This window comes from Mesorhizobium sp. AA22, assembly GCF_001672375.2.
In the GTDB taxonomy this organism is placed as follows: domain Bacteria; phylum Pseudomonadota; class Alphaproteobacteria; order Rhizobiales; family Rhizobiaceae; genus Mesorhizobium; species Mesorhizobium wenxiniae.
The window spans coordinates 4,960,036-4,978,274 of sequence record NZ_CP048406.1; the positions used below are offsets into that span (position 1 = coordinate 4,960,036).

General features: G+C 60.9%; 19 protein-coding genes. 14 read left to right on the top strand and 5 right to left on the bottom strand.

The window, feature by feature from the left end; genetic code table 11:
• The first annotated feature begins 22 nt into the window (after window positions 1-22).
• The 13 genes from A9K68_RS23885 (at window position 23) to A9K68_RS23945 (ending at window position 11,393) form a co-directional block, all read left to right on the top strand.
• Window positions 23-1,069 carry a UDP-glucuronic acid decarboxylase family protein gene (locus A9K68_RS23885; RefSeq protein ID WP_029356186.1) on the top strand — a complete coding sequence of 349 codons (1,047 nt, stop codon included), beginning with the start codon at window positions 23-25 and terminating at the stop codon, window positions 1,067-1,069.
• Window positions 1,070-1,208: 139 nt separating this feature from the next.
• On the top strand, window positions 1,209-1,394 hold the full coding sequence (locus tag A9K68_RS23890; protein ID WP_095519944.1) for a hypothetical protein: 186 nt from the start codon (window positions 1,209-1,211) through the stop codon (window positions 1,392-1,394).
• A 151-nt stretch (window positions 1,395-1,545) separates the two neighbouring features.
• A complete protein-coding gene (locus tag A9K68_RS23895; RefSeq protein ID WP_065006871.1) occupies window positions 1,546-2,649 on the top strand; it encodes an inositol-3-phosphate synthase in 1,104 nt (367 codons plus the stop codon).
• On the top strand, window positions 2,646-3,242 hold the full coding sequence (locus tag A9K68_RS23900; protein ID WP_065006872.1) for a histidine phosphatase family protein: 597 nt from the start codon (window positions 2,646-2,648) through the stop codon (window positions 3,240-3,242). The genes A9K68_RS23895 and A9K68_RS23900 overlap by 4 nt, the downstream gene beginning before the upstream one ends.
• 13 nt (window positions 3,243-3,255) lie before the next feature.
• Entirely contained in the window at window positions 3,256-4,359 is a 1,104-nt protein-coding gene (locus A9K68_RS23905; RefSeq protein ID WP_029356178.1) for a glycosyltransferase, read from the top strand.
• Window positions 4,359-5,165, top strand: a complete 807-nt coding sequence (locus tag A9K68_RS23910) for a nucleotidyltransferase family protein (protein ID WP_065006873.1) — start codon at window positions 4,359-4,361, stop codon at window positions 5,163-5,165. Before A9K68_RS23905 ends, A9K68_RS23910 begins: the two co-directional genes overlap by 1 nt.
• A gap of 2 nt (window positions 5,166-5,167) precedes the next feature.
• Window positions 5,168-5,929, top strand: coding sequence for a TIGR04290 family methyltransferase (locus A9K68_RS23915; RefSeq protein WP_065006874.1), 762 nt, complete (start codon window positions 5,168-5,170; stop codon window positions 5,927-5,929).
• A complete protein-coding gene (locus A9K68_RS23920; protein WP_065006875.1) occupies window positions 5,922-6,854 on the top strand; it encodes a beta-xylosidase in 933 nt (310 codons plus the stop codon). The genes A9K68_RS23915 and A9K68_RS23920 overlap by 8 nt, the downstream gene beginning before the upstream one ends.
• Before the next feature lie 7 nt (window positions 6,855-6,861).
• The gene (locus tag A9K68_RS23925) at window positions 6,862-7,713 is read left to right on the top strand and encodes a PIG-L family deacetylase (RefSeq protein ID WP_082982206.1); all 852 of its coding nucleotides are present in this window, start codon (window positions 6,862-6,864) and stop codon (window positions 7,711-7,713) included.
• Window positions 7,710-8,774 carry a glycosyltransferase gene (locus A9K68_RS23930; RefSeq protein WP_065006876.1) on the top strand — a complete coding sequence of 355 codons (1,065 nt, stop codon included), beginning with the start codon at window positions 7,710-7,712 and terminating at the stop codon, window positions 8,772-8,774. Before A9K68_RS23925 ends, A9K68_RS23930 begins: the two co-directional genes overlap by 4 nt.
• 9 nt (window positions 8,775-8,783) lie before the next feature.
• Complete coding sequence (locus tag A9K68_RS23935; protein WP_065006877.1) at window positions 8,784-9,773, top strand: GNAT family N-acetyltransferase; 990 nt, start codon at window positions 8,784-8,786, stop codon at window positions 9,771-9,773.
• A complete protein-coding gene (locus A9K68_RS23940) occupies window positions 9,770-10,726 on the top strand; it encodes a class I SAM-dependent methyltransferase (RefSeq protein ID WP_065006878.1) in 957 nt (318 codons plus the stop codon). Before A9K68_RS23935 ends, A9K68_RS23940 begins: the two co-directional genes overlap by 4 nt.
• 484 nt (window positions 10,727-11,210) lie before the next feature.
• Entirely contained in the window at window positions 11,211-11,393 is a 183-nt protein-coding gene (locus tag A9K68_RS23945) for a hypothetical protein (protein ID WP_065006879.1), read from the top strand.
• On the opposite strand, the gene A9K68_RS23950 is transcribed toward A9K68_RS23945, so the two are convergent.
• On the bottom strand, window positions 11,394-11,957 hold the full coding sequence (locus A9K68_RS23950) for a sigma-70 family RNA polymerase sigma factor (RefSeq protein ID WP_029356161.1): 564 nt from the start codon (window positions 11,955-11,957) through the stop codon (window positions 11,394-11,396).
• Window positions 11,958-12,307: 350 nt separating this feature from the next.
• Here A9K68_RS23950 and A9K68_RS23955 point away from each other — a divergent pair, with 350 nt between their 5' ends.
• Window positions 12,308-14,419: a catalase gene (locus tag A9K68_RS23955; RefSeq protein WP_065006880.1), complete on the top strand. Its 2,112-nt coding sequence runs from the start codon at window positions 12,308-12,310 to the stop codon at window positions 14,417-14,419.
• Between the two features lie 92 nt (window positions 14,420-14,511).
• Here A9K68_RS23955 and A9K68_RS23960 read toward each other — a convergent pair whose 3' ends face one another.
• The 4 genes from A9K68_RS23960 to A9K68_RS23975 form a co-directional block, all read right to left on the bottom strand.
• Window positions 14,512-15,006, bottom strand: coding sequence for a hypothetical protein (locus A9K68_RS23960; protein ID WP_065006881.1), 495 nt, complete (start codon window positions 15,004-15,006; stop codon window positions 14,512-14,514).
• A gap of 259 nt (window positions 15,007-15,265) precedes the next feature.
• Window positions 15,266-15,958, bottom strand: coding sequence for an ABC transporter ATP-binding protein (locus A9K68_RS23965; RefSeq protein WP_065006882.1), 693 nt, complete (start codon window positions 15,956-15,958; stop codon window positions 15,266-15,268).
• Window positions 15,958-17,106 (bottom strand): ABC transporter permease, encoded by a 1,149-nt coding sequence (locus A9K68_RS23970; RefSeq protein ID WP_065006883.1) that lies wholly within the window; start codon window positions 17,104-17,106, stop codon window positions 15,958-15,960. The genes A9K68_RS23965 and A9K68_RS23970 overlap by 1 nt, the downstream gene beginning before the upstream one ends.
• Complete coding sequence (locus tag A9K68_RS23975; RefSeq protein ID WP_082982207.1) at window positions 17,103-18,239, bottom strand: efflux RND transporter periplasmic adaptor subunit; 1,137 nt, start codon at window positions 18,237-18,239, stop codon at window positions 17,103-17,105. The genes A9K68_RS23970 and A9K68_RS23975 overlap by 4 nt, the downstream gene beginning before the upstream one ends.

Sequence of the window (18,239 nt, forward strand, 5' to 3'; positions counted from 1 at the left end):
TGGCAGACAGGAGAAAATAGAGATGCGGCAATCAAGAAGGACGCAACGGACCAAAACGGCGCTTGTCGCCGGCGGCGCGGGTTTCCTCGGTTCGCATCTTTGCGAAACACTGCTTCAGACCGGGTACCGGGTGATCTGTGTCGACAATTTTCTTACCGGCCGGATGGAAAACATCGTCTCGATGATGGACCGTCCTCGTTTCCGGTTGATCGAGCAGGATATTTGCCGACCATTGGACCTTGCTGAGCCGGTCGACCGCATTTTCAACCTGGCGTGCGCCGCATCGCCGCCGCGTTACCAAGCCGATCCGGTTCATACCACGCGAACCTGCGTGATCGGAACGCTCAATCTGCTTGAGCTTGCCGCCCGAAATAATGCGCGCTTCCTTCAGGCATCGACAAGCGAAGTGTATGGCGATCCCGAACAGCACCCGCAAAGGGAAGACTATGTCGGTCATGTGAACTGCACCGGTCCTCGTGCCTGCTATGACGAGGGCAAGCGAACCGCCGAAACCTTGTGCTTCGATTATTTGAGAACCGAGATGGCCGACATCCGGGTCGCGCGCATCTTCAACACCTATGGTCCGAGGATGGATCCTGCCGACGGCCGGATTGTCTCGAACCTGGTGATGCAGGCTCTCGAGAAGAGACCACTGACGATATTCGGCGACGGGCTGCAGACCAGGTCGTTCTGCTATGTCTCCGATCTGGTTGACGGTCTGGTCCGTCTTATGGATGTCGATCCCAATCCGCGCCAACCGGTCAATTTAGGCAATCCCGGGGAATTCACCGTTCTTCAACTGGCTGGATTGGTGAGAGATATGACCCATAGCAACTCGGTCTTCAAATTCCTGGCACTGCCGCAAGACGACCCTCGCCGGCGGCAACCGGACATTTCCCGAGCAAAAACCCTTCTGGATTGGTCGCCAAAGGTGCCGCTCAGGCAAGGCCTGATGCAGACGATCAGCTATTTTATGGAGCTCGAAGCGAGCCGTAACGAGGATCGAATTCCCCCAATTGCGCCAAGCGTGAGGTCCGCTTCAGGCCGACTGCAAAACTTGCCGGCCTGAAGTCAGGGGAGAGCTGTGCGCTTGGACATGGGCCATGTGAGACCGTGGCGCCCGAACGCGCGCTCTCACTTTTTGTCATTAAGGGAACATCCAGCCGAGCTCGCCGTTGGGCGAAGATACCGGCATGGAGAACCGACCCGTGCATCGAAAACGATCCGCCAAGGACATCGAGCAAATGGCCGAAAGGGAAACGGCTGCCTTTCTGAGACGTGCCTCGATCATCTACCTTGAATGCTGTGTGAGCCTGATGATGACGCACCTCGAGCGCGAGGAAGTGGCCACCATCCTCGAAAAGGAAGCGGATATGCTGCGACGGCTCGACTGAGGCTTGCGGCGCTTAGGCCCAGGCAGCCTCAAACAGCGCGCAGCTTTAATCGCCATGGAGTTCGTGATTTTTCCAGGGTCGCAAGGAACATTCCCGGCAACTGGCAGTTCGGCGCGAGGAACTTATCTTCAACAGCGATGGCGGCAGTTTCGTGGGATCGAAAAAGGTACGGATTGGAATAGCCGGCGTCGGCAATTGCGCGTCTTCCCTTGTCCAGGGCCTCTCATATTATCGGGACGCCAGAGGTAATGAGCCGATACCGGGCCTGATGCATGCCGATCTTGGCGGTTATCATGTCGATGACATCGAGGTCGTCTGTGCTTTCGACGTCGCCAAGGGCAAAGTTGGGCGGGATGTGGCGGAAGCCATATACAATGCGCCCAACAACACCTTCCGCTTTGCCGATGTCGAAGCAACCGGCGTTCGCGTCGAGCGCGGACCAACGCTCGATGGAATCGGCAAATATCTACGCGACGAAATCGAGGAGGCAGAAGAGCCGGTCGCGAATGTCAGCGCGCTGCTGCGGGAAAGCGGCGCTGACGTATTGGTCTCATATCTGCCGGTCGGCTCGGAAGAGGCTACGCGTTTTTATGCCGAATGCGCGCTCGAGGCCGGCTGCGCCTTCGTCAACTGCATACCGGTTTTTATCGCGTCGCGACCGGAATGGCGCCAGCTCTTCGAACAGCGTGGCCTGCCGTTGATCGGCGACGATATCAAAAGCCAGGTCGGCGCGACGATCGTGCACCGGCTGCTCGCTAATCTGTTCCGCGAGCGCGGCGTCCGCATCGACCGCACCTATCAGCTGAATTTCGGCGGCAACACCGATTTCCTCAACATGCTGGAACGCGAGCGGCTGGAATCGAAGAAGATTTCCAAGACACAATCCGTAACCAGCCAGCTCGATGTTCCCCTGGAGGCCGGTAACATCCATGTCGGCCCCAGCGACCATGTGCCTTGGCTTACCGATCGAAAATGGGCCTACATCCGCGTCGAAGGCACGACGTTCGGCGGCGTGCCGCTGAATGCAGAGCTCAAACTGGAAGTGTGGGATTCGCCCAACTCCGCCGGGGTCGTTATCGATGCTGTCCGCTGCGCCAAGCTGGCGCTCGACCGCGGCATCGCGGGAGCGCTGACTGGCCCTTGCAGCTATTTCATGAAGTCGCCGCCCGAGCAGTTCACCGATGCCGAGGCACGCCTGCGCACGCTGTCTTTCATCGCCGGTAGGGACGAGCCGATGCTCGATGCCGCGGAATGACGACGACATTCTTTTTGATCCGCCATGCGGCGCACGACAATGTCGGCGCTTATCTTGCCGGACGCATGGCCGGAGTCTGCCTTGGCGACACCGGCAGGGCACAGGCGTTGCGCCTGGCCAGCCACATGGCACCGAAACCGCTAGCAGCCATCTGTTGCAGCCCGCGCGAACGAACATTGGAAACCGCAAAACCGATCGCAATCGCCTGCAGTCCCGATAAGATTACAATCTGCCAAGAGCTCGATGAGATCGACTTCGGCGCGTGGTCGGGAAAGACTTTCGAAGAGTTGAACCAGGACGCCGACTGGCGGGTGTGGAACAGTCGGCGTCAGCAGGCGAGGACGCCGGGCGGCGAGACCATGCTGGACGTGCAGCAACGTGTCACCTCGCTGATGCAGCAGCTTCGCAAACGCTACCAGAACCAGTCCGTGGCACTGGTCAGCCATGCCGACGTGATCAAGGCCGCCGTCTGCAAGGTGCTCGGCTTGCCGCTGGGAGACTGTTTTCGCTTCGATATCGATCCTGCTTCGATCACCACGGTCGTATCCGGTGACTGGGGCTCCAAGCTGATCCGATTGAACGAGGCCGCCTGACGAGGACTGCCGGATGCGAATGGTCATTTTCGGTCTCACCGTCACCTCCTCGTGGGGAAACGGACACGCGACGCTGTGGCGCGGCCTGATCCGGGCGCTGGGCGGGCTGGGCTGGTCCGTCACCTTCTTCGAACGCAACACTCCCTATTATGCCGGGGCGCGCGACCTTGATCATCTCGATGGCGGCAACGTCGTTCTCTATCCGGACTGGGAAGACATTCGCCATGTCGCGGAACAGGCTATCGGGCAATCGGACGTCGTCATCGTCACGTCCTATTGCCCCGACGCCGTGGAGGCATCGCGCCTGGCGCAGCAGACCTGTCGCGGGCTGAAAGTTTTCTACGATCTGGACACCCCGGTCACACTCGCCCGGATCGAACAAGGTCTACGACCGGCGTATTACGGGCCCGAAGGCCTTCGCGATTTCGACCTCGTCCTGAGTTATACGGGGGGAACCGCAATCGATGCGCTGAAAACTCTGCTGGGTGCGCGCCGTGTCTTGCCTCTCTATGGTCATGTCGATCCCGAGCGACACCGGCCAGCAGAGCCCCGGGCTGAATTTGCCGGAGATCTATCCTATCTTGGAACTTATGCGGCTGATCGCCAGGCCGGCGTCGAAAAGCTGCTGGTCCGCACCGCAGCGCGCCTGCCGGACCACCGTTTCGTCATCGGCGGCGCCCAATATCCGCACGAATTTCCGTGGGGGGAAAACATCTTTTTTGTCAGGCATCTTCCGCCTGCGGATCATCCGGCCTTCTTTTGCTCATCGCGTCTGACGCTGAACGTGACCCGCGAGGCGATGGCCAAGAGGGGCTGGTGTCCTTCGGGCAGGCTGTTCGAGGCGGCAGCCTGCGGCGCGGCGATCGTGAGCGACACCTGGCCAGGCCTGAGCAGTTTTTTCCAACCCGGCAGCGAGATCATCCTGGCGGACACCACCGACGACGTGGTCGCGGCAGTCTGCTTGTCCGACAGCGACGTCGACGCTATCCGGCGCCGTGCGCGCGAGCGGGTGTTGGACGAGCACACCTCTGCGCAGCGCGCCAGGGAACTGGACCGCCTCCTGTCCGATGCATTGCAGGGCTTGACGGCGGGCGAGCCGTTGAAGGAAGCAATCTGATGTTGGGCATCGTGCCCGCTGCCGGCCGCGGCAGCCGCATTCAACCGCTCGGCTTCTCGAAGGAGCTCCTGCCGGTCGGTAGCCGCATCGACGGCCAGACCGAGCGCCCGTGCGCGGTGAGCGAATATCTGGTGCGTCGCATGGTGCGCAACGGTGTCGACAAAATCTGCTTCGTCATCGGATCGGGCAAATCGGACATCCTCGAGTACTATGCCGCCGGCTACGGCGAAGCCACCGCACTGTTCGTCGTACAGCCCACTCCCGTCGGTCTTTGCGATGCGATCTTCCGCGCCGCCCCGCTCGTCGCACCGGACGAGACGGTTCTGATCGGCCTGCCCGATACGATCTGGTTTCCGGAAGATGGCTTCTGCCGCCTACCGGACGACCGGCTGTCGTTTCTACTCTTCCCGGTGGATCACCCCGAACTCTTCGATGCCGTCGTTCTCGACCAGGGCGACCGAGTGAGGGAGATCCAGGTCAAGCAACAAGACGCCGCATCGAACTGGATTTGGGGCGCGTTCAAGATGCCGGGCCGCATACTTCACCAGCTTGCCGCGCTTTGGCGCGAGCGGAATCAAAGCGACGAATACGTCGGTACACTCATCAATGCCTATCTGGCGGCCGGCGGCGAGGCTTACGGCGTCAAGGCAGGCACCGCCTATGTCGACGTCGGCACTTTCAACGGCTACCGCACGGCACTTCGGCTGCTTGAGAACAACGACCCTACGTTGGAGGACCCGAAAAACCTCATGTTCGCGCTGCGAGGGCAGTCGCAGATACCAAGCCATCCAGGCGAAGGAGGCTAGCCATGTTGCATTCGAACGCGGAAATCCGTCGCCGCATCGATGCCCTTGGCCCGTGGTTTCACAACATGGAGCTGGCAGGCGTCGAAACCGCCCCCGACCATTTCCTCGGCAACTACCCGCTGATCAAATGGCGCAAGTTCGCCGACGCCATTCCTGCCGATCTGTCCGGCAAGGCCGTGCTCGACATAGGCTGCAACGCCGGCTTCTACTCGATCGAGATGAAACGACGCGGCGCCGGCCGCGTCCTCGGCATCGATTTCGATGAAGCCTATCTGGCGCAGGCGCGCTTCGCCGCCGAGATCGCGGACTGCGACATCGAATTCCAGCAACTGTCGGTCTACGACGTCGGCGCGCTGCGGGAGAAATTCGACATCGTCCTGTTCATGGGTGTGCTGTATCACCTGCGCCACCCCCTGCTCGCTCTCGATCTGATCCGGGAGCATGTCGCCGGCGACCTGATGATCTTCCAGTCCATGCAGCGCGGCAGCACCGAACTGCCTGCACTCGATGAGAATTATCCTTTCTCGACACACGATCTGTTCGACCGGCCCGAGTTTCCCAAGCTGCATTTCGTCGAGCATCGCTATGCCGACGACCCGACCAACTGGTGGATTCCCAATCGCGCCTGCACCGAAGCGATGCTGCGCAGCGCCGGCTTCGAGACCGTGCTGCACCCGGAGCAAGAGGTTTATTTCTGCCGCGCCGCCAACGAACCGGCCGGTGGAGGCGCCGTCTACCCGTCGAAAGGACAACTGCATGATTGAAGCTGCGATGATCTGGAACGAGCCGAACAACAAGTCCCATTGGGATCCCGAACTCGACCCCGACTGGAGCCGCTTCGCCAATATGGCAATGCTGGCCGCCGATGCGATCGCATCGGAAAACCCTACGGTAACCAAGATCCTGGGCGGCATTTCGCCGATCGATGCCGATTTCATGGCGCTCATGAAGCAGTACGGCGCGCTGGATCATGTCGATGCCGTCGCCGTGCACGGCTTTCCGCTCGACTGGAACCTCTGGCAGATTCAGGAGTGGCCCCAGAAGATCGGCGAGATTTCGACCGTCACCGATCTTCCTGTATGGGTCAGCGAAGTTGGTGTGTCGAGCTTCGGTGCCGAGGAGGTGCAGCTATGGGGCTTGCGCCGGACCGCCGAACTGCTGCTCGGCAACGCCTCGCGCATCCAATGGTACAGCCTCTACGATCTTCCGCGCGAATGGGGGGCAACGACACGCCATCGCGAGGCGGAAGGCTCCTCCTACTATCGCCACTTCTACATGGGCCTGCTACGCGAAGACGGTACGCCCAAACCCGCGCTCGAGGAATTCCTGCGTTACACGCCCGAAATGGGACTGGTGCAATGGTTCCACTTTGAAGATCCCCGGCTGGATGACGCCGTCGCCTGGATGAAGCGGCTGGGCGTCACCAATGTGCGCACCGGACTTTCCTGGGCCGATAGTTTTAGGCCGAATGCGCTGGACTGGTACGACCGGCAGATGGAAGCGCTTGCCGACTTCGACGTGACCATCACCTTCTGCTTCACTCCCGAGCACCGCGGAGTGATGCCGCATCACACCAGTCCGCCGCTAGTGCCGGAGGAATTTGCCGAGTTTTGCGCGACGATGACCCGCCGCTACGCTCCCGCCATGGCTGCCTCGCCAGTCAGAGCGGTGCGAGCTTCGGCAGCATGAGTGAGGAATGCAACACGCACCTGACAGATCCGGAACGCTTGCCGAATTCGCGGCCCTGCTGACAGGCGCTGCCCCGCACGGCTCTGACGGTGCTGAAATCATGATCGTTGTCGCGCATCCGGATGACGAGACCATCGGCATCGGCGGACATCTTGCCGGATTGCGCGGATCTCGCATCGTGCATGTCACTGACGGCGCGCCGCGAGACCTTGATGACGCGCGAGCGTACGGCTTCGAGACTTGGCAGGACTACGCCGAGGCCCGCCATAGGGAGTTGGAGACAGCGCTGGCGGCAGCGGAATTGCCGTCGACGGCCATGATCAGCCTCGGTTATCCCGACAAACAAGCCGCCGGGAATCTTGGCGCGCTCGCACGGGAGCTGACCGGCCTTTTGGCCGATCGCGATGTCAGTTTCGTCTGTACGCATCCTTATGAAGGCGGTCACCCCGATCATGACGCGACCGCCTTTGCCGTACATGCGGCTTGCCATTTGCTGCGCCGCGATGGACGCCCGGCGCCGGCCATCGTCGAAATGGCGTTCTATTGCGCCGGCCCTGAGGGCGCAGTCCTCCAGGACTTCAACAGCGTTCCCGGCGGTGAGTGCATCGAACTCCACCTTACGGAAGCGGCCTTCGAACGGAAGCAGTGCATGCTGGCCTGCCACCGGACACAGCAACGGACGCTGGCGCCGTTTACGGCGCGCGTCGAACGTTTCCGGGTGGCACCCACCTATGATTTCCTGGCGCTGCCGAACAACGGCAAGCTTTATTACGAGGCGCTGCCGCTCGGCTTCGAACCGGCGGTTTGGCTCCACGCCGCCGCCGCTGCACATGAGGAGCTTAGGCTCGGCCGGCCATGACCCTCACCGTCCTGAACGTCGCCTACCCTCTCGCGCCAGTCGGCCCCGATGCGGTTGGCGGTGCCGAGCAGGTGCTGTCGATGCTCGACCAGGCACTCGTGCGCGCGGGACACGGCTCCATCGTGATCGGTTGCCAGGGCTCCAAAGCAGCGGGCGTCCTCATCGAGACACCTGCTGAACCAGGCGTGCTCGACGATGCGGCGAAAAAACGGGCACAGCGCTCCCACCGCGCAGCGATAGACGTCGCACGCGCCCGTTGGCCGATCGACGTGGTTCATCTGCACGGCATCGATTTCGATGCCTATCTGCCTGGCCATGGCCCGACGCTTGTAAGCCTGCACCTGCCGCTCGATTGGTATCCGTCCGATGCTTTGCGCCCAATCCGTGACGATCTATGGCTGCACGCCGTCTCGGCGGCCCAACAGAGGACCGCGCCGCCGGGTGCCAAACTGGTTGCGCCCATTCCAAACGGCGTCGATATCGACGCGCTGAGCGGTCGGCAGTCCAAGCGCAACTTCGCGCTGGTGCTCAGCCGCATCTGCCCGGAAAAGGGCATCCATCTTGCACTGGATGCGGCCAAACAGGCTGGTGTGCCGCTGGTCATCGGCGGCAAGGTTTACCCCTATGAAACGCACACTGTGTACTTTCGTGACGAAGTCCAGCCGCGCCTCGACAAGCAGCGCCGCTTCCTCGGTCCGCTCGGCTTCACCGCCAAACGGCGCTTTCTAAATGCCGCCCGGTGCCTGGTCATTCCCAGCCTTGCCGCAGAAACCAGTTCGCTTGTCGCGATGGAGGCGATGGCCTGCGGCACGCCGGTTGTCGCCTTTCCAAACGGCGCGCTGCCGGGCGTGGTCGAACACGGCAGGACGGGCTTTCTGGTCAATGACGTCCATGAGATGGCGGGAGCCATAGTCGCAGCATCCCGCCTGGATGCCGAGATATGCCGGGCCGAGGCCCGGCGGCGCTTTTCGCTCGACCAAATGATTTCGTCTTACATGAACGCGTACCATGCGCTGGCAGAGCTTGGTGCCGGCCGCAGGCGCCTCGCTGCGGTGCAGTGAGCGGTTTTCATGCTCCGCTCCGAGACCATCGACGATCCGGCCGCCCTTGAGGCCCTGGCGCCGCGCTGGCGGGAGCTCTGGGCGCACAGCCGGACGGCGACGCCGTTTCAATGCCCCGCCTGGCTGGTGCCGTGGTGGCGCACATTCGCGCCCGGAGAACTGGCGACGATCGCCGTCTGGCGTGGCGACGATCTGGTGGGATTGGCGCCGCTTTATCTAGAACACACAACTTCCGGTTCGAAACTGCTTCCGGTCGGGATTTCGTTGAGTGACTATCTGGATGTCCTGTGTTTCCCCGGCATCGAAGCGGCTGTCGCCGCCGTCATCGCCGACCGGGCTCTTGCGATCAATTGGTCGCAATGGATTTTGCCGGATCTACCGGCGGGTGCCGCGGGTCTCGCCATAACGCACCCTGCACTGGAGGCGGGTCAACTCGTCGATCACGCTGCTTGTCCCGTGCTCTCGATTGCCGGGGACGAGGCGCTGGCGGTCTGCGTTCCGGCGCGGCGAAGACGCCAGTTGCGCCGCGCACATAAAGCCGCATGCAGGCGCGGCTGCGTTTCCATCATGCCGGCGCAAGCCGATCCCAAAACATTCTTCGATCACCTGGTCCGCCTTCACGGCGCGCGTTGGGCCGGACATGGCGACGGCGTGCTGGCCGACCCGGCTGCGGAAGAATTCCATCGACAGGCGCTTCCACTGCTTGCCGCGCAGGGCCTTGTGCGATGCTGGCTTGTTGCTATCGATGATGCGATCGTCGGGGCCTATTACGGATTTCACCATCGCCATCGCGCCTACGCCTATCTTGGCGGTTTCGATCCGGCCTACGCCGATGGAAGTCCCGGCGCAATCCTCATTGGTCACGCGATTGCCGAGGCGGCTCGTGAAGGGGCGCGGGAGTTCGACTTTCTGCGCGGCCAGGAAAGCTATAAATATGGCTGGGGCGCCGTCGACCAATGGACAATGCGAAAGGTCTGGACGCGGAGCATCGCTCAATGAGCACGACCGGACGAAAATCATCGTCACAGGCCTCGACAGCAAGAATGGTGCTCGATGAGTGCATTGCCGACGGCGCCTGCGTCGAAGCCATCATCGCCAGACTGGCGCTTCGCTTCGCGACGGGGATCGATGCCGCAGAATTGGCTGATTTGGCGCTGGATATGCATTCGGCCGACCTTCGAAAACGAGACAGACTGGAGCGGATCGCCGACCTGCTTCGTCACCGGCCTGACATCTTTGCCATGCTGCGTGAAACAGGTGCGGCCGTTCGCCACGAGCGTAATCAGGAGGAAACGGATGCCGCTGTCGTCAAGCGGCTGGCCGCCGGGTTCGATGCGGCGGCGATGATTTCCCTGCCTGCAAGCGTGCAACTGTCCTCCCTGGGTGACGAGGAGAGGCTTTCAGCCGCTACCGATGAGATCGTCGAATGGCTGGAAAGGCATGGCTTCACCGGCGCCGATCGGGACATACTGGACATTGGTTGTGGCATCGGCCGATTCGAAAGCGCGCTCTCCAGCGCGGCGCACCGGGTCGTCGGCATCGACATATCTTCGAAGATGATTTCGATCGCTCGAGAGCGATGTGCCAAGCTGCGCAATGTGGAACTGCGGCCGACCTCTGGTCTCGATCTTGCCGATTTCGGCAACGCAAGCTTCGATTGCGTGCTGGCTGTCGACAGTTTCCCCTATCTGGTACTGGCTGGCCTGGCGGAGCGGCATTTCAAGGAAATTGCGCGTGTTCTGAGAACGTCAGGCATGGCAGCACTTCTGAATTACTCCTATCGCGGATCGCCGACGCTGGATCGTGCCGATGTTCACTGCCTCGCCGAAGCCCACGGCATGCAGGTCGTGGTTGCCGGCGAGAAGCCGTTCCGGCTGTCGGATGGCAATGCCTTTCTTCTTTCTGCATCCGACGGAACATTACGGCCCAATGATTGTTCGGGCGTCAAATAGAAAAGGCACCTGTGAGTGCCCACAATCCGAAGGAGGACTAGATGGCATCCGGCGGTAGACATCACCTCTGCCGTCAGGGTAAGGCGCCGGCGCGATGACCGATTTGGCCAAGACAAGGTCGAGGAAACGCGGCTTTGTCAGAACAGAGCCTCGCACACCGAGCGACGCCGGCTCGACGGCAATCGGATCAATTCCGATCAGTATCACGCCGCGGATCGGCTCTCTTAAGACTGACTGTTGCAACCGCTAACGCGAATCATAACCAGTGGCAGCAGAGGTCGCGAGAGTCGAATTATCGAGCGCACCCGGCAACATTGCCCGGGGGAGAGGGAGGGGAAAGGACAGGCTTCCCCGACGAGATTAGCGGCTTCGAAACAATGCTGTGCAAGGGACGGCGCTGACGGCGAGGACGGCGCGTGAATCCTTGCAAACGCTGATTGCTGTCACCACACTGGTGAAGGGACCAATTCGTTAAGAGAACACTATGTCTCGCTCAAGCGACGATACCATCAGCCCGCAACTCCGGCTGGCAATAGACCGGAAGATTGCATATCTGCTGACTGCCATCGAGCAGGAAAAGGTCCCCGACCGTCTGACCAACCTTGCGGTCCAACTGCAGAACGCGCTTGTCGAGAAGCGTCGATGCAAAGCAAAGAAAGTGGAATAGCTATCGACGCCTGTCGACTGCCAAGTTTCCCTGTGCTTCGGACAGGTGATTGCGTCTTTCCACCAATGTCTGCAACGAACTTTCGCCGAGGTGTTCCAGCACGCTGGCGCGCGCTCGGTTAAGGCGGCTTTTTACCGTTCCCACCGCGCAACCGCATATTTCGGCAGTTTCTTCATAGCTGACGCCAAGCACCCCGATCAGCATCAGGACCTCGCGCTGATGTTCCGGCAGCTTCTGGACCGCGCTAGAGACTTCCTTGCTCTGAACGGTCCATTCCTGCGTCGCTTCCGAAATTGGGATCGAAGAGGCGCAGTCAAGCAGGCCGGGTTTTTCCCTGTCGGCGGCCTTAATGCGCGTATAATAGGTGTTGCGCATGATGGTGAAGAGCCATGACTTCATACGCGTTCCGGGCTCGAACTTATCGATGTTGGCGAGCCCTTTGGTCAACGTCTCCTGGACCAGGTCATCAGCATCGTCAGGAACACGGCAGAAGGTGCGGGCGAAGGCTCGCAAGGCAGGTATCAGGTCAACGATGGAAACGTCATCCGTTTCCTGGTTGGCCAAGGCGTAGCCCCTCGAGGACAATGGTCCAGCTCCCAGCAAGAATAAGTTGATGCACGCAGACCTAGCTAAATGCATGAAGGTTGGGTTCGTTCCGGACGTCGAAATAAGTCGCTAGAAAATCTTGGATTGGGCGAACGCACACCCGTCTCTGTGCGGCCGAGTTCTGTTGCAGTGAGGCCGCCCGATTAGAACACTGCCAGGGCCCGCCCGCAGTGAGCAGCCAGCGACGTCGATTCGCCATTGTTCCGCAAGCAAAGGCGCCAGTCTTTTGCTGGAACAAAGCTGCGCATCGGCAGTTCGACGCCCTGAGCCGGTGGTCCCGGCCTTCATCCATCGAGGAGCGATAAACCATGGCCCAGTCCCGGCAGCGTTCAGAAACTCAGCCTGCAAGCAGTCGCGACCAAAATGTCGAGCGTGGAAACGGCGGTGAGTTTCACCAAACGGCGGAAGGCGAAACCCCTGTCCTCACCACTGCGCTCGGAACGCCTGTCTCGGACGATCAGAACACTTTGAAGATCGGCGAGCGTGGGCCATCGCTGATCGAGGATTTCCACTTCCGTGACAAGATCTTCCATTTCGATCACGAGCGGATACCCGAGCGGGTCGTGCATGCTCGCGGCTACGGGGCACACGGCTATTTCGAAACCTATGAATCGCTCGCTAAATACACGCGCGCCGACATTTTTCAGCGTGCTGGCGAAAAGACGCCGGTTTTCGTGCGCTTCTCGACAGTCGCCGGCAACAAGGGCTCGTTCGACCTGGCCCGCGACGTGCGCGGTTTCGCGGTCAAGCTTTACACCAAGGAAGGCAATTGGGATCTGGTCGGCAACAACATCCCGGTGTTCTTCATCCAGGACGCGATCAAGTTTCCCGATCTGATCCATGCCGCCAAGCAGGAACCGGACCGCGATTTCCCGCAGGCCCAAACTGCGCATGACAATTTCTGGGACTTCATCAGCCTGATGCCGGAATCGATGCACATGATCATGTGGATCATGTCCGATCGTGCGATCCCGCGCTCATTCCGCTTCATGCAGGGCTTCGGCGTCCACACCTTCCGCTTCGTCAACGCGGACGACGAATCCACCTTTGTCAAATTCATCTGGAAACCAAAGCTTGGCATGCAGTCGGTGGTCTGGAACGAAGCGGTCAAGATCAATGGCGCCGATCCGGATTTCCATCGCCGCGACTTGTGGGAGGCGATCCAGTCCGGCAACTTCCCGGAATGGGAACTTACCGTACAGCTCTTCGATCAGGACTTTGCGGACAGCTTCGATTTCGACGTCCTCGACGCCACCAAGATTATTCCCGAAGAGATCCTCCAGCCGATCCCCGTGGGGCGACTGGTCCTGGATCGCATGCCCGATAATTTCTTCGCCGAGACCGAACAGGTTGCGTTCATGACGCAAAACGTGCCGCCCGGCATCGATTTTTCCAATGACCCGCTGCTGCAGGGACGCAACTTTTCCTATCTCGATACCCAGCTGAAACGGCTCGGCAGCCCGAATTTCACCCACCTTCCGATCAATGCACCGAAATGCCCGTTCGCTCATTTTCAACAGGATGGACACATGGCCATGCGCAATCCGGTAGGCCGTGCCAATTATGAGCCAAATTCGTGGGGCATGGGTCCGCGCGAAGAACCCCAGCGCGGTTTCCGTTCCTTTGCCGATGCCGAGGAGGGCCAGAAAGTGCGGCTGCGGGCGGAAAGCTTCGCCGACCACTACAGCCAGGCGAGGCAGTTCTTCAACAGCCAGACGCCTCCGGAACAACGCCACATCGCGATGGCTTTGACATTCGAGTTGAGCAAGGTCCAAACACCGGCAATCCGCGAACGAATGGTCTCCCATTTGCTGAACGCCGACGAGGCTCTGGCGGCCACTGTCGCCGACAAACTTGGCATTCGAAAGATGCCCAATCCGGCAAACGCTGCCGTGCCGCCGCGAGACGACCTGGAGCCATCGCCGGCGCTCAGCATCATCAAAAACGGACCGGAGAGCTTCAGAGGCCGCAAGGTTGGCGTGCTGGTCAGCGACGGCGTGGATGCCGCGATGTTCGAGCAACTCCGATCCGCGGTCGAAACGGAAGGCGCGGTCATGGAGGTTGTCGCCGCAAAGGTCGGCGGCGTAAGTGCGGCCGACGGTACGCAAATCGAAGCGAAGCACATGATCGACGGCGGACCATCGGTCCTGTTCGACGCGGTCGTGCTTATGTTGTCAGAACCGGGCGCCGAACTGCTGGCCAAGGAAGCCGCGGCGAAGGATTTCGTTTCCGATGCCTTCGCGCATTGCAAATTCATCGGGTTCACGCCGCAAGCCGAGCCACTCCTGGCCAGGGCAGGTGTCGAGGCGGATGCGGATGAAGGACTGATAAGGCTGGAATCAGAAGAGGCGGCTGAGAAATTTGTCCAGGCCTGCCGGAAGTTGCGGCTTTGGGCGCGGGAGGCGGCCGTCAAGCTCTGACGCGGGTGCATGCTGGCCATCTGTTTGCATGGTAGACGGGAACCCCGGCGACCATGCGGGCGGAAGCATCCGCGCCGCTCTTACCGGGCCGTCTATGACCGGGCGTTGTTCTTAGCCGTTTCCTCTCGCTGTTTTTTCAGGACTTCGTCAGTCCCGACCAGCTTTTTCGCCCCGCCGGAGATCGCTGTGGACACCACGGCCGGCGGGTCGCTCGCGGGGAAAGAGTCCTCAAGCCCGGCCTGCAACTGGTCTTCCAAGGTTTTCGGCTCTTCCGACCGACCAAGTGTCCTTCGGGTTTCTGCTTCCTCCAGCGGCTGTTTCATTTTCGGCGAACAACTGACCTCTCGAACGCAGGCGTAAAGCTGTTCGATGGCAAATTCCTTCATTGTCTCGAAATCTGCCATTTCATCCTTCATTGCCTCGATCTGATCGACCATAGTCTTCTCGAACCGGTCAAGGCTATCGCTTCCGCAAGCCTGGCAAAGACGCAATAATGCTTCGTGGAGCACTTTCGGACCAAAATAAGCAGACGCTTCGAGCTTGAGCCGCTGCAAATGCTCTGGGGTTACCGCCTGAATTTTTGACATATGCAGCCCTTTCGCCTGACGAGCATATCAACGGCAATGGTCGGCAGATGTTCCATTCACCCGGCACTGATGCATAGCTCTTGTTCAGCGAGCCGCCGCCAATCGCTGCGACGCAGACTGGTCGACGCGATTTCTGGCCTGTAGATGCGGCAAACTGCGGTAACGTGCGACCGGAATGGTTTAAGCGCTTGGTCGAGAATGCCGCAAGCGGGAATATGCCGGTGTCTGTGGGCTATCGGTCATTTGCAGCGGTGGGTGTCTAACTCCGTGCTCGGCCGTCTTCGAGTTCGAGCGTCGAATCGAAGTAGGTCATCCAGCGCGTATCGTGGGTCACAACGCAAATCGCGACATTGCGACTGTCCGCCAGATGCCTGAAGACCTTCATCACCATCTCCGCCCGCGTGCCATCCAGCGCAGCGGTGGGTTCGTCGGCCAGAATGACGGTTGGATCATTAGCCAGGGCCCTCGCGATCGAAACGCGCTGCTGCTCGCCGCCGGAAAGCTGGGACGGATAGTTGGAGCCGCGATGTCCCATGCCCAACGCATCGAGCAGCCTCGCGGCTCGCAACTGCGCTTGCTGTCGGCCGACATCGTTGACCTGCATGGCGATGGCGACGTTCTCGGCGGCCGTGAGAAAAGGGATCAAATTCGCCTTCTGGAACACAAAGCCAAGATGGGTCCGCCTGAAGGTCCGCAGCTCGTTGAGCTTAGCACCGGGACGCGAAATCACCTTGCCGTCGAACAGAACCTCTCCTGTGGTCGGAGCCTCCAGCAGACCGGCGATCATCAGCAGCGTCGTCTTGCCCGAGCCGCTGGGCCCGACGATGCCGCTGACGACGCCGGGGCTCAAGGTCAGTGAACCTTCAGCCAGAGCGGTGACCGGAGAACCGCCGCTCTCATAGATCTTGCTGGCGCTGCGGACCTCCAGCGTGGCGAGGCGGCGCTGCGACATCAGGCCAGCACTTCCTGGGCACGGACGGCGAGCGCGCGACGGATCGCAAACCAGCTGGCCGCAAGGCTTAGCGCCATGAGCACCAGCGACAACACGCCAAGGTCAGATTCGGTGATCAGCACGGTTCTCGGGAACCTCGGATAGATCGTGAACGAGATGGCGATGGCCAGAACGAGGCCGCAAAAGCCGATCAACCCCGCCTGCTGCGCGATCATGCCGATGATCACCCGGTCACGAGCGCCAATCAGCTTCAATAGCGCTATCTGCGCGACCTTCTCGATCGTCATCGTATAGATGGTCAGCGCTATGACGGCGCAGCAGATGAGCAGCGTCATCGTCGTGAAAGCCAGGATCTGGACGCGGAGCTTGCCGAGGCGGCCGTCCAGCAGAAGCGTTTCCTGGTCCTGTTGAGTCAGGACCTCGACATCACCCCAGCGCTTGATCGCATCGCGCACGACCTCCTTGTTGGCGCCCGGGAGAGTTTCGACGATCACTGCGGCGACACTACCGGTATCGTCGCCCAGACCCATGCGGGTCTTGCCCTTGGCGGCGCGGTTGAGGAGGATCGCTTCGCTGGGCAGGAGCTGATTGATGACCTGCGCGTCCGGGATGGTGACGAATAGCAGGCCGTCGCCACCCATGTCGACCTGCCCCGTCGACACGCCGACAATCGTATAGCTATCCCGTCCAAGCCGGATCTCGTCGCCAACAGCCAGGCCGAGTGTTTTGTCGGCTATCGCCTCGTAACGATTCGATTGGACGTGACGGCCCGCCGTCAATGGTATCCAGCTACCACTGTCGCTTGGATAGTCCACTCCGGTGACCGACATGCGCAGGGGGGCCCCGTCGACATCGAACTGCTGATTGTATTGGATGAACCGCCGCGTTGCCGCAACGCCGGCCACGCCGGCCACGCGGCGATCGAGATTGGCCGGAACGGCGGAGGATTCGGCGAACGGCCCGGACTTTCCCCCTTCGACAACCCAGAGGTCGGCACCAATGCCATCGATCACGATGAGTGCTTCGTAGACGATGCCGCGATACATACCCAGCATGCCGATCGTCGCCGCCATCAGCAGGCCAACGCCGAAGACAGTCAGGATGAACCTCAACAGGTTGTGCCTGATATCTTTGATCGCGAGGTTCACCCGCCTGATACCTGTATGTTGACCGCCTGGTACTGGAAGCGGCCTGTCGGACTGAGCACCACATCCCCGACTTTCAGGCCGCGCGTGATCTCGATATCGGTACCGCTGGAATAGCCCAGTGAAACGGGCGCCCAAAAGGCCCGGCTTTCGCGGGCAACCCATAGACCCACCCGCCCCTGGTTCCTGGCTAGGAAACGCTGTGGCACGGCGATGCCCGGCGATGGCGATTCCGCTTCGATGATGATGCTCGCACGCTGCCCAACCGCCCAGTTCGCAGGCACCTCGTCCAGTTTCAGATCGACTGTGAACTCACGCGTCTCCTGGTCGACCTGACGGCCGATCCGCAGGATCGAAGCGGCATAGGGCCGCTGCGGATTCGATGAGAACGTGACCTTCGCGACCTGCCCAGGCCGAAGCGACCCCATTGCGGATTCATCGAAGCGTGCAAAGACCAGCAATGATTTCGGATCGACGATCTGCATCAGTTCGACGCCCGGCGAAAGCAGGTCGCCGACTGTACGACTGCGGGAAACCACGACACCGTCAACCGGGGAGCGTATGGAGGTTTCGCCGACGCGGCTCCGCAGTTGCTCGACCTCGGCGGTCGCGGCCGCGGCCTGGGCCTTTGCACGCTCGATGGTAACAGTCGCTCGCGACAACGCGGCCTCAGCCTGCTTCTGGGTGCCCTCGACGAGGTCAAACTCAGATTTGGAAATCGACTTGCCGGCCAGCAGGAGCTTCCTGCGCCCCAGATCGGCCTGAGCGGTGCCGGCGGCGATGGCCAGCCGGTCGCGCTCGAGCTCGGCCTCGCGCACACTCTCCGCAGCGGCCCGGTCGTTGGCGACCGCGGCGGCGAGCTGGTATTCGAGTTCGGTCGCGTTGAGGGTGGCGAGTACGTCGCCTGCCTTCACTTCGTCATTCCGGTCGACGCGGACCTCGGCCAGGAACGCCTGGATCCGTGCCGTCACGACAACCTGATTGGTCGCGCCAAGCAGGCCAGGCCCGGCGATCTCACGCGCGATCAGCCTTTGCTGGGCGACATAGGACTCGACCTGAGCGGGCCAGATGTACCATCCGGAAAAGAGCCCGACTGCCGCCAGAACGGCAAACAAGATTAAGATGAAGCGAACCAC

Excerpts from the sequence above, each read along its gene's own strand:
- A9K68_RS23885 (WP_029356186.1), top strand. The coding sequence starts at position 23 with ATGCGGCAATCAAGAAGGACGCAACGGACCAAAACGGCGCTTGTCGCC.
- A9K68_RS23900 (WP_065006872.1), top strand. The coding sequence starts at position 2,646 with ATGACGACGACATTCTTTTTGATCCGCCATGCGGCGCACGACAATGTC.
- A9K68_RS23905 (WP_029356178.1), top strand. The coding sequence starts at position 3,256 with ATGCGAATGGTCATTTTCGGTCTCACCGTCACCTCCTCGTGGGGAAAC.
- A9K68_RS23910 (WP_065006873.1), top strand. The coding sequence starts at position 4,359 with ATGTTGGGCATCGTGCCCGCTGCCGGCCGCGGCAGCCGCATTCAACCG.
- A9K68_RS23915 (WP_065006874.1), top strand. The coding sequence starts at position 5,168 with ATGTTGCATTCGAACGCGGAAATCCGTCGCCGCATCGATGCCCTTGGC.
- A9K68_RS23920 (WP_065006875.1), top strand. The coding sequence starts at position 5,922 with ATGATTGAAGCTGCGATGATCTGGAACGAGCCGAACAACAAGTCCCAT.
- A9K68_RS23925 (WP_082982206.1), top strand. The coding sequence starts at position 6,862 with ATGCAACACGCACCTGACAGATCCGGAACGCTTGCCGAATTCGCGGCC.
- A9K68_RS23930 (WP_065006876.1), top strand. The coding sequence starts at position 7,710 with ATGACCCTCACCGTCCTGAACGTCGCCTACCCTCTCGCGCCAGTCGGC.
- A9K68_RS23935 (WP_065006877.1), top strand. The coding sequence starts at position 8,784 with ATGCTCCGCTCCGAGACCATCGACGATCCGGCCGCCCTTGAGGCCCTG.
- A9K68_RS23940 (WP_065006878.1), top strand. The coding sequence starts at position 9,770 with ATGAGCACGACCGGACGAAAATCATCGTCACAGGCCTCGACAGCAAGA.
- A9K68_RS23945 (WP_065006879.1), top strand. The coding sequence starts at position 11,211 with ATGTCTCGCTCAAGCGACGATACCATCAGCCCGCAACTCCGGCTGGCA.
- A9K68_RS23955 (WP_065006880.1), top strand. The coding sequence starts at position 12,308 with ATGGCCCAGTCCCGGCAGCGTTCAGAAACTCAGCCTGCAAGCAGTCGC.
- A9K68_RS23960 (WP_065006881.1), bottom strand. The coding sequence starts at position 15,006 with ATGTCAAAAATTCAGGCGGTAACCCCAGAGCATTTGCAGCGGCTCAAG.
- A9K68_RS23965 (WP_065006882.1), bottom strand. The coding sequence starts at position 15,958 with ATGTCGCAGCGCCGCCTCGCCACGCTGGAGGTCCGCAGCGCCAGCAAG.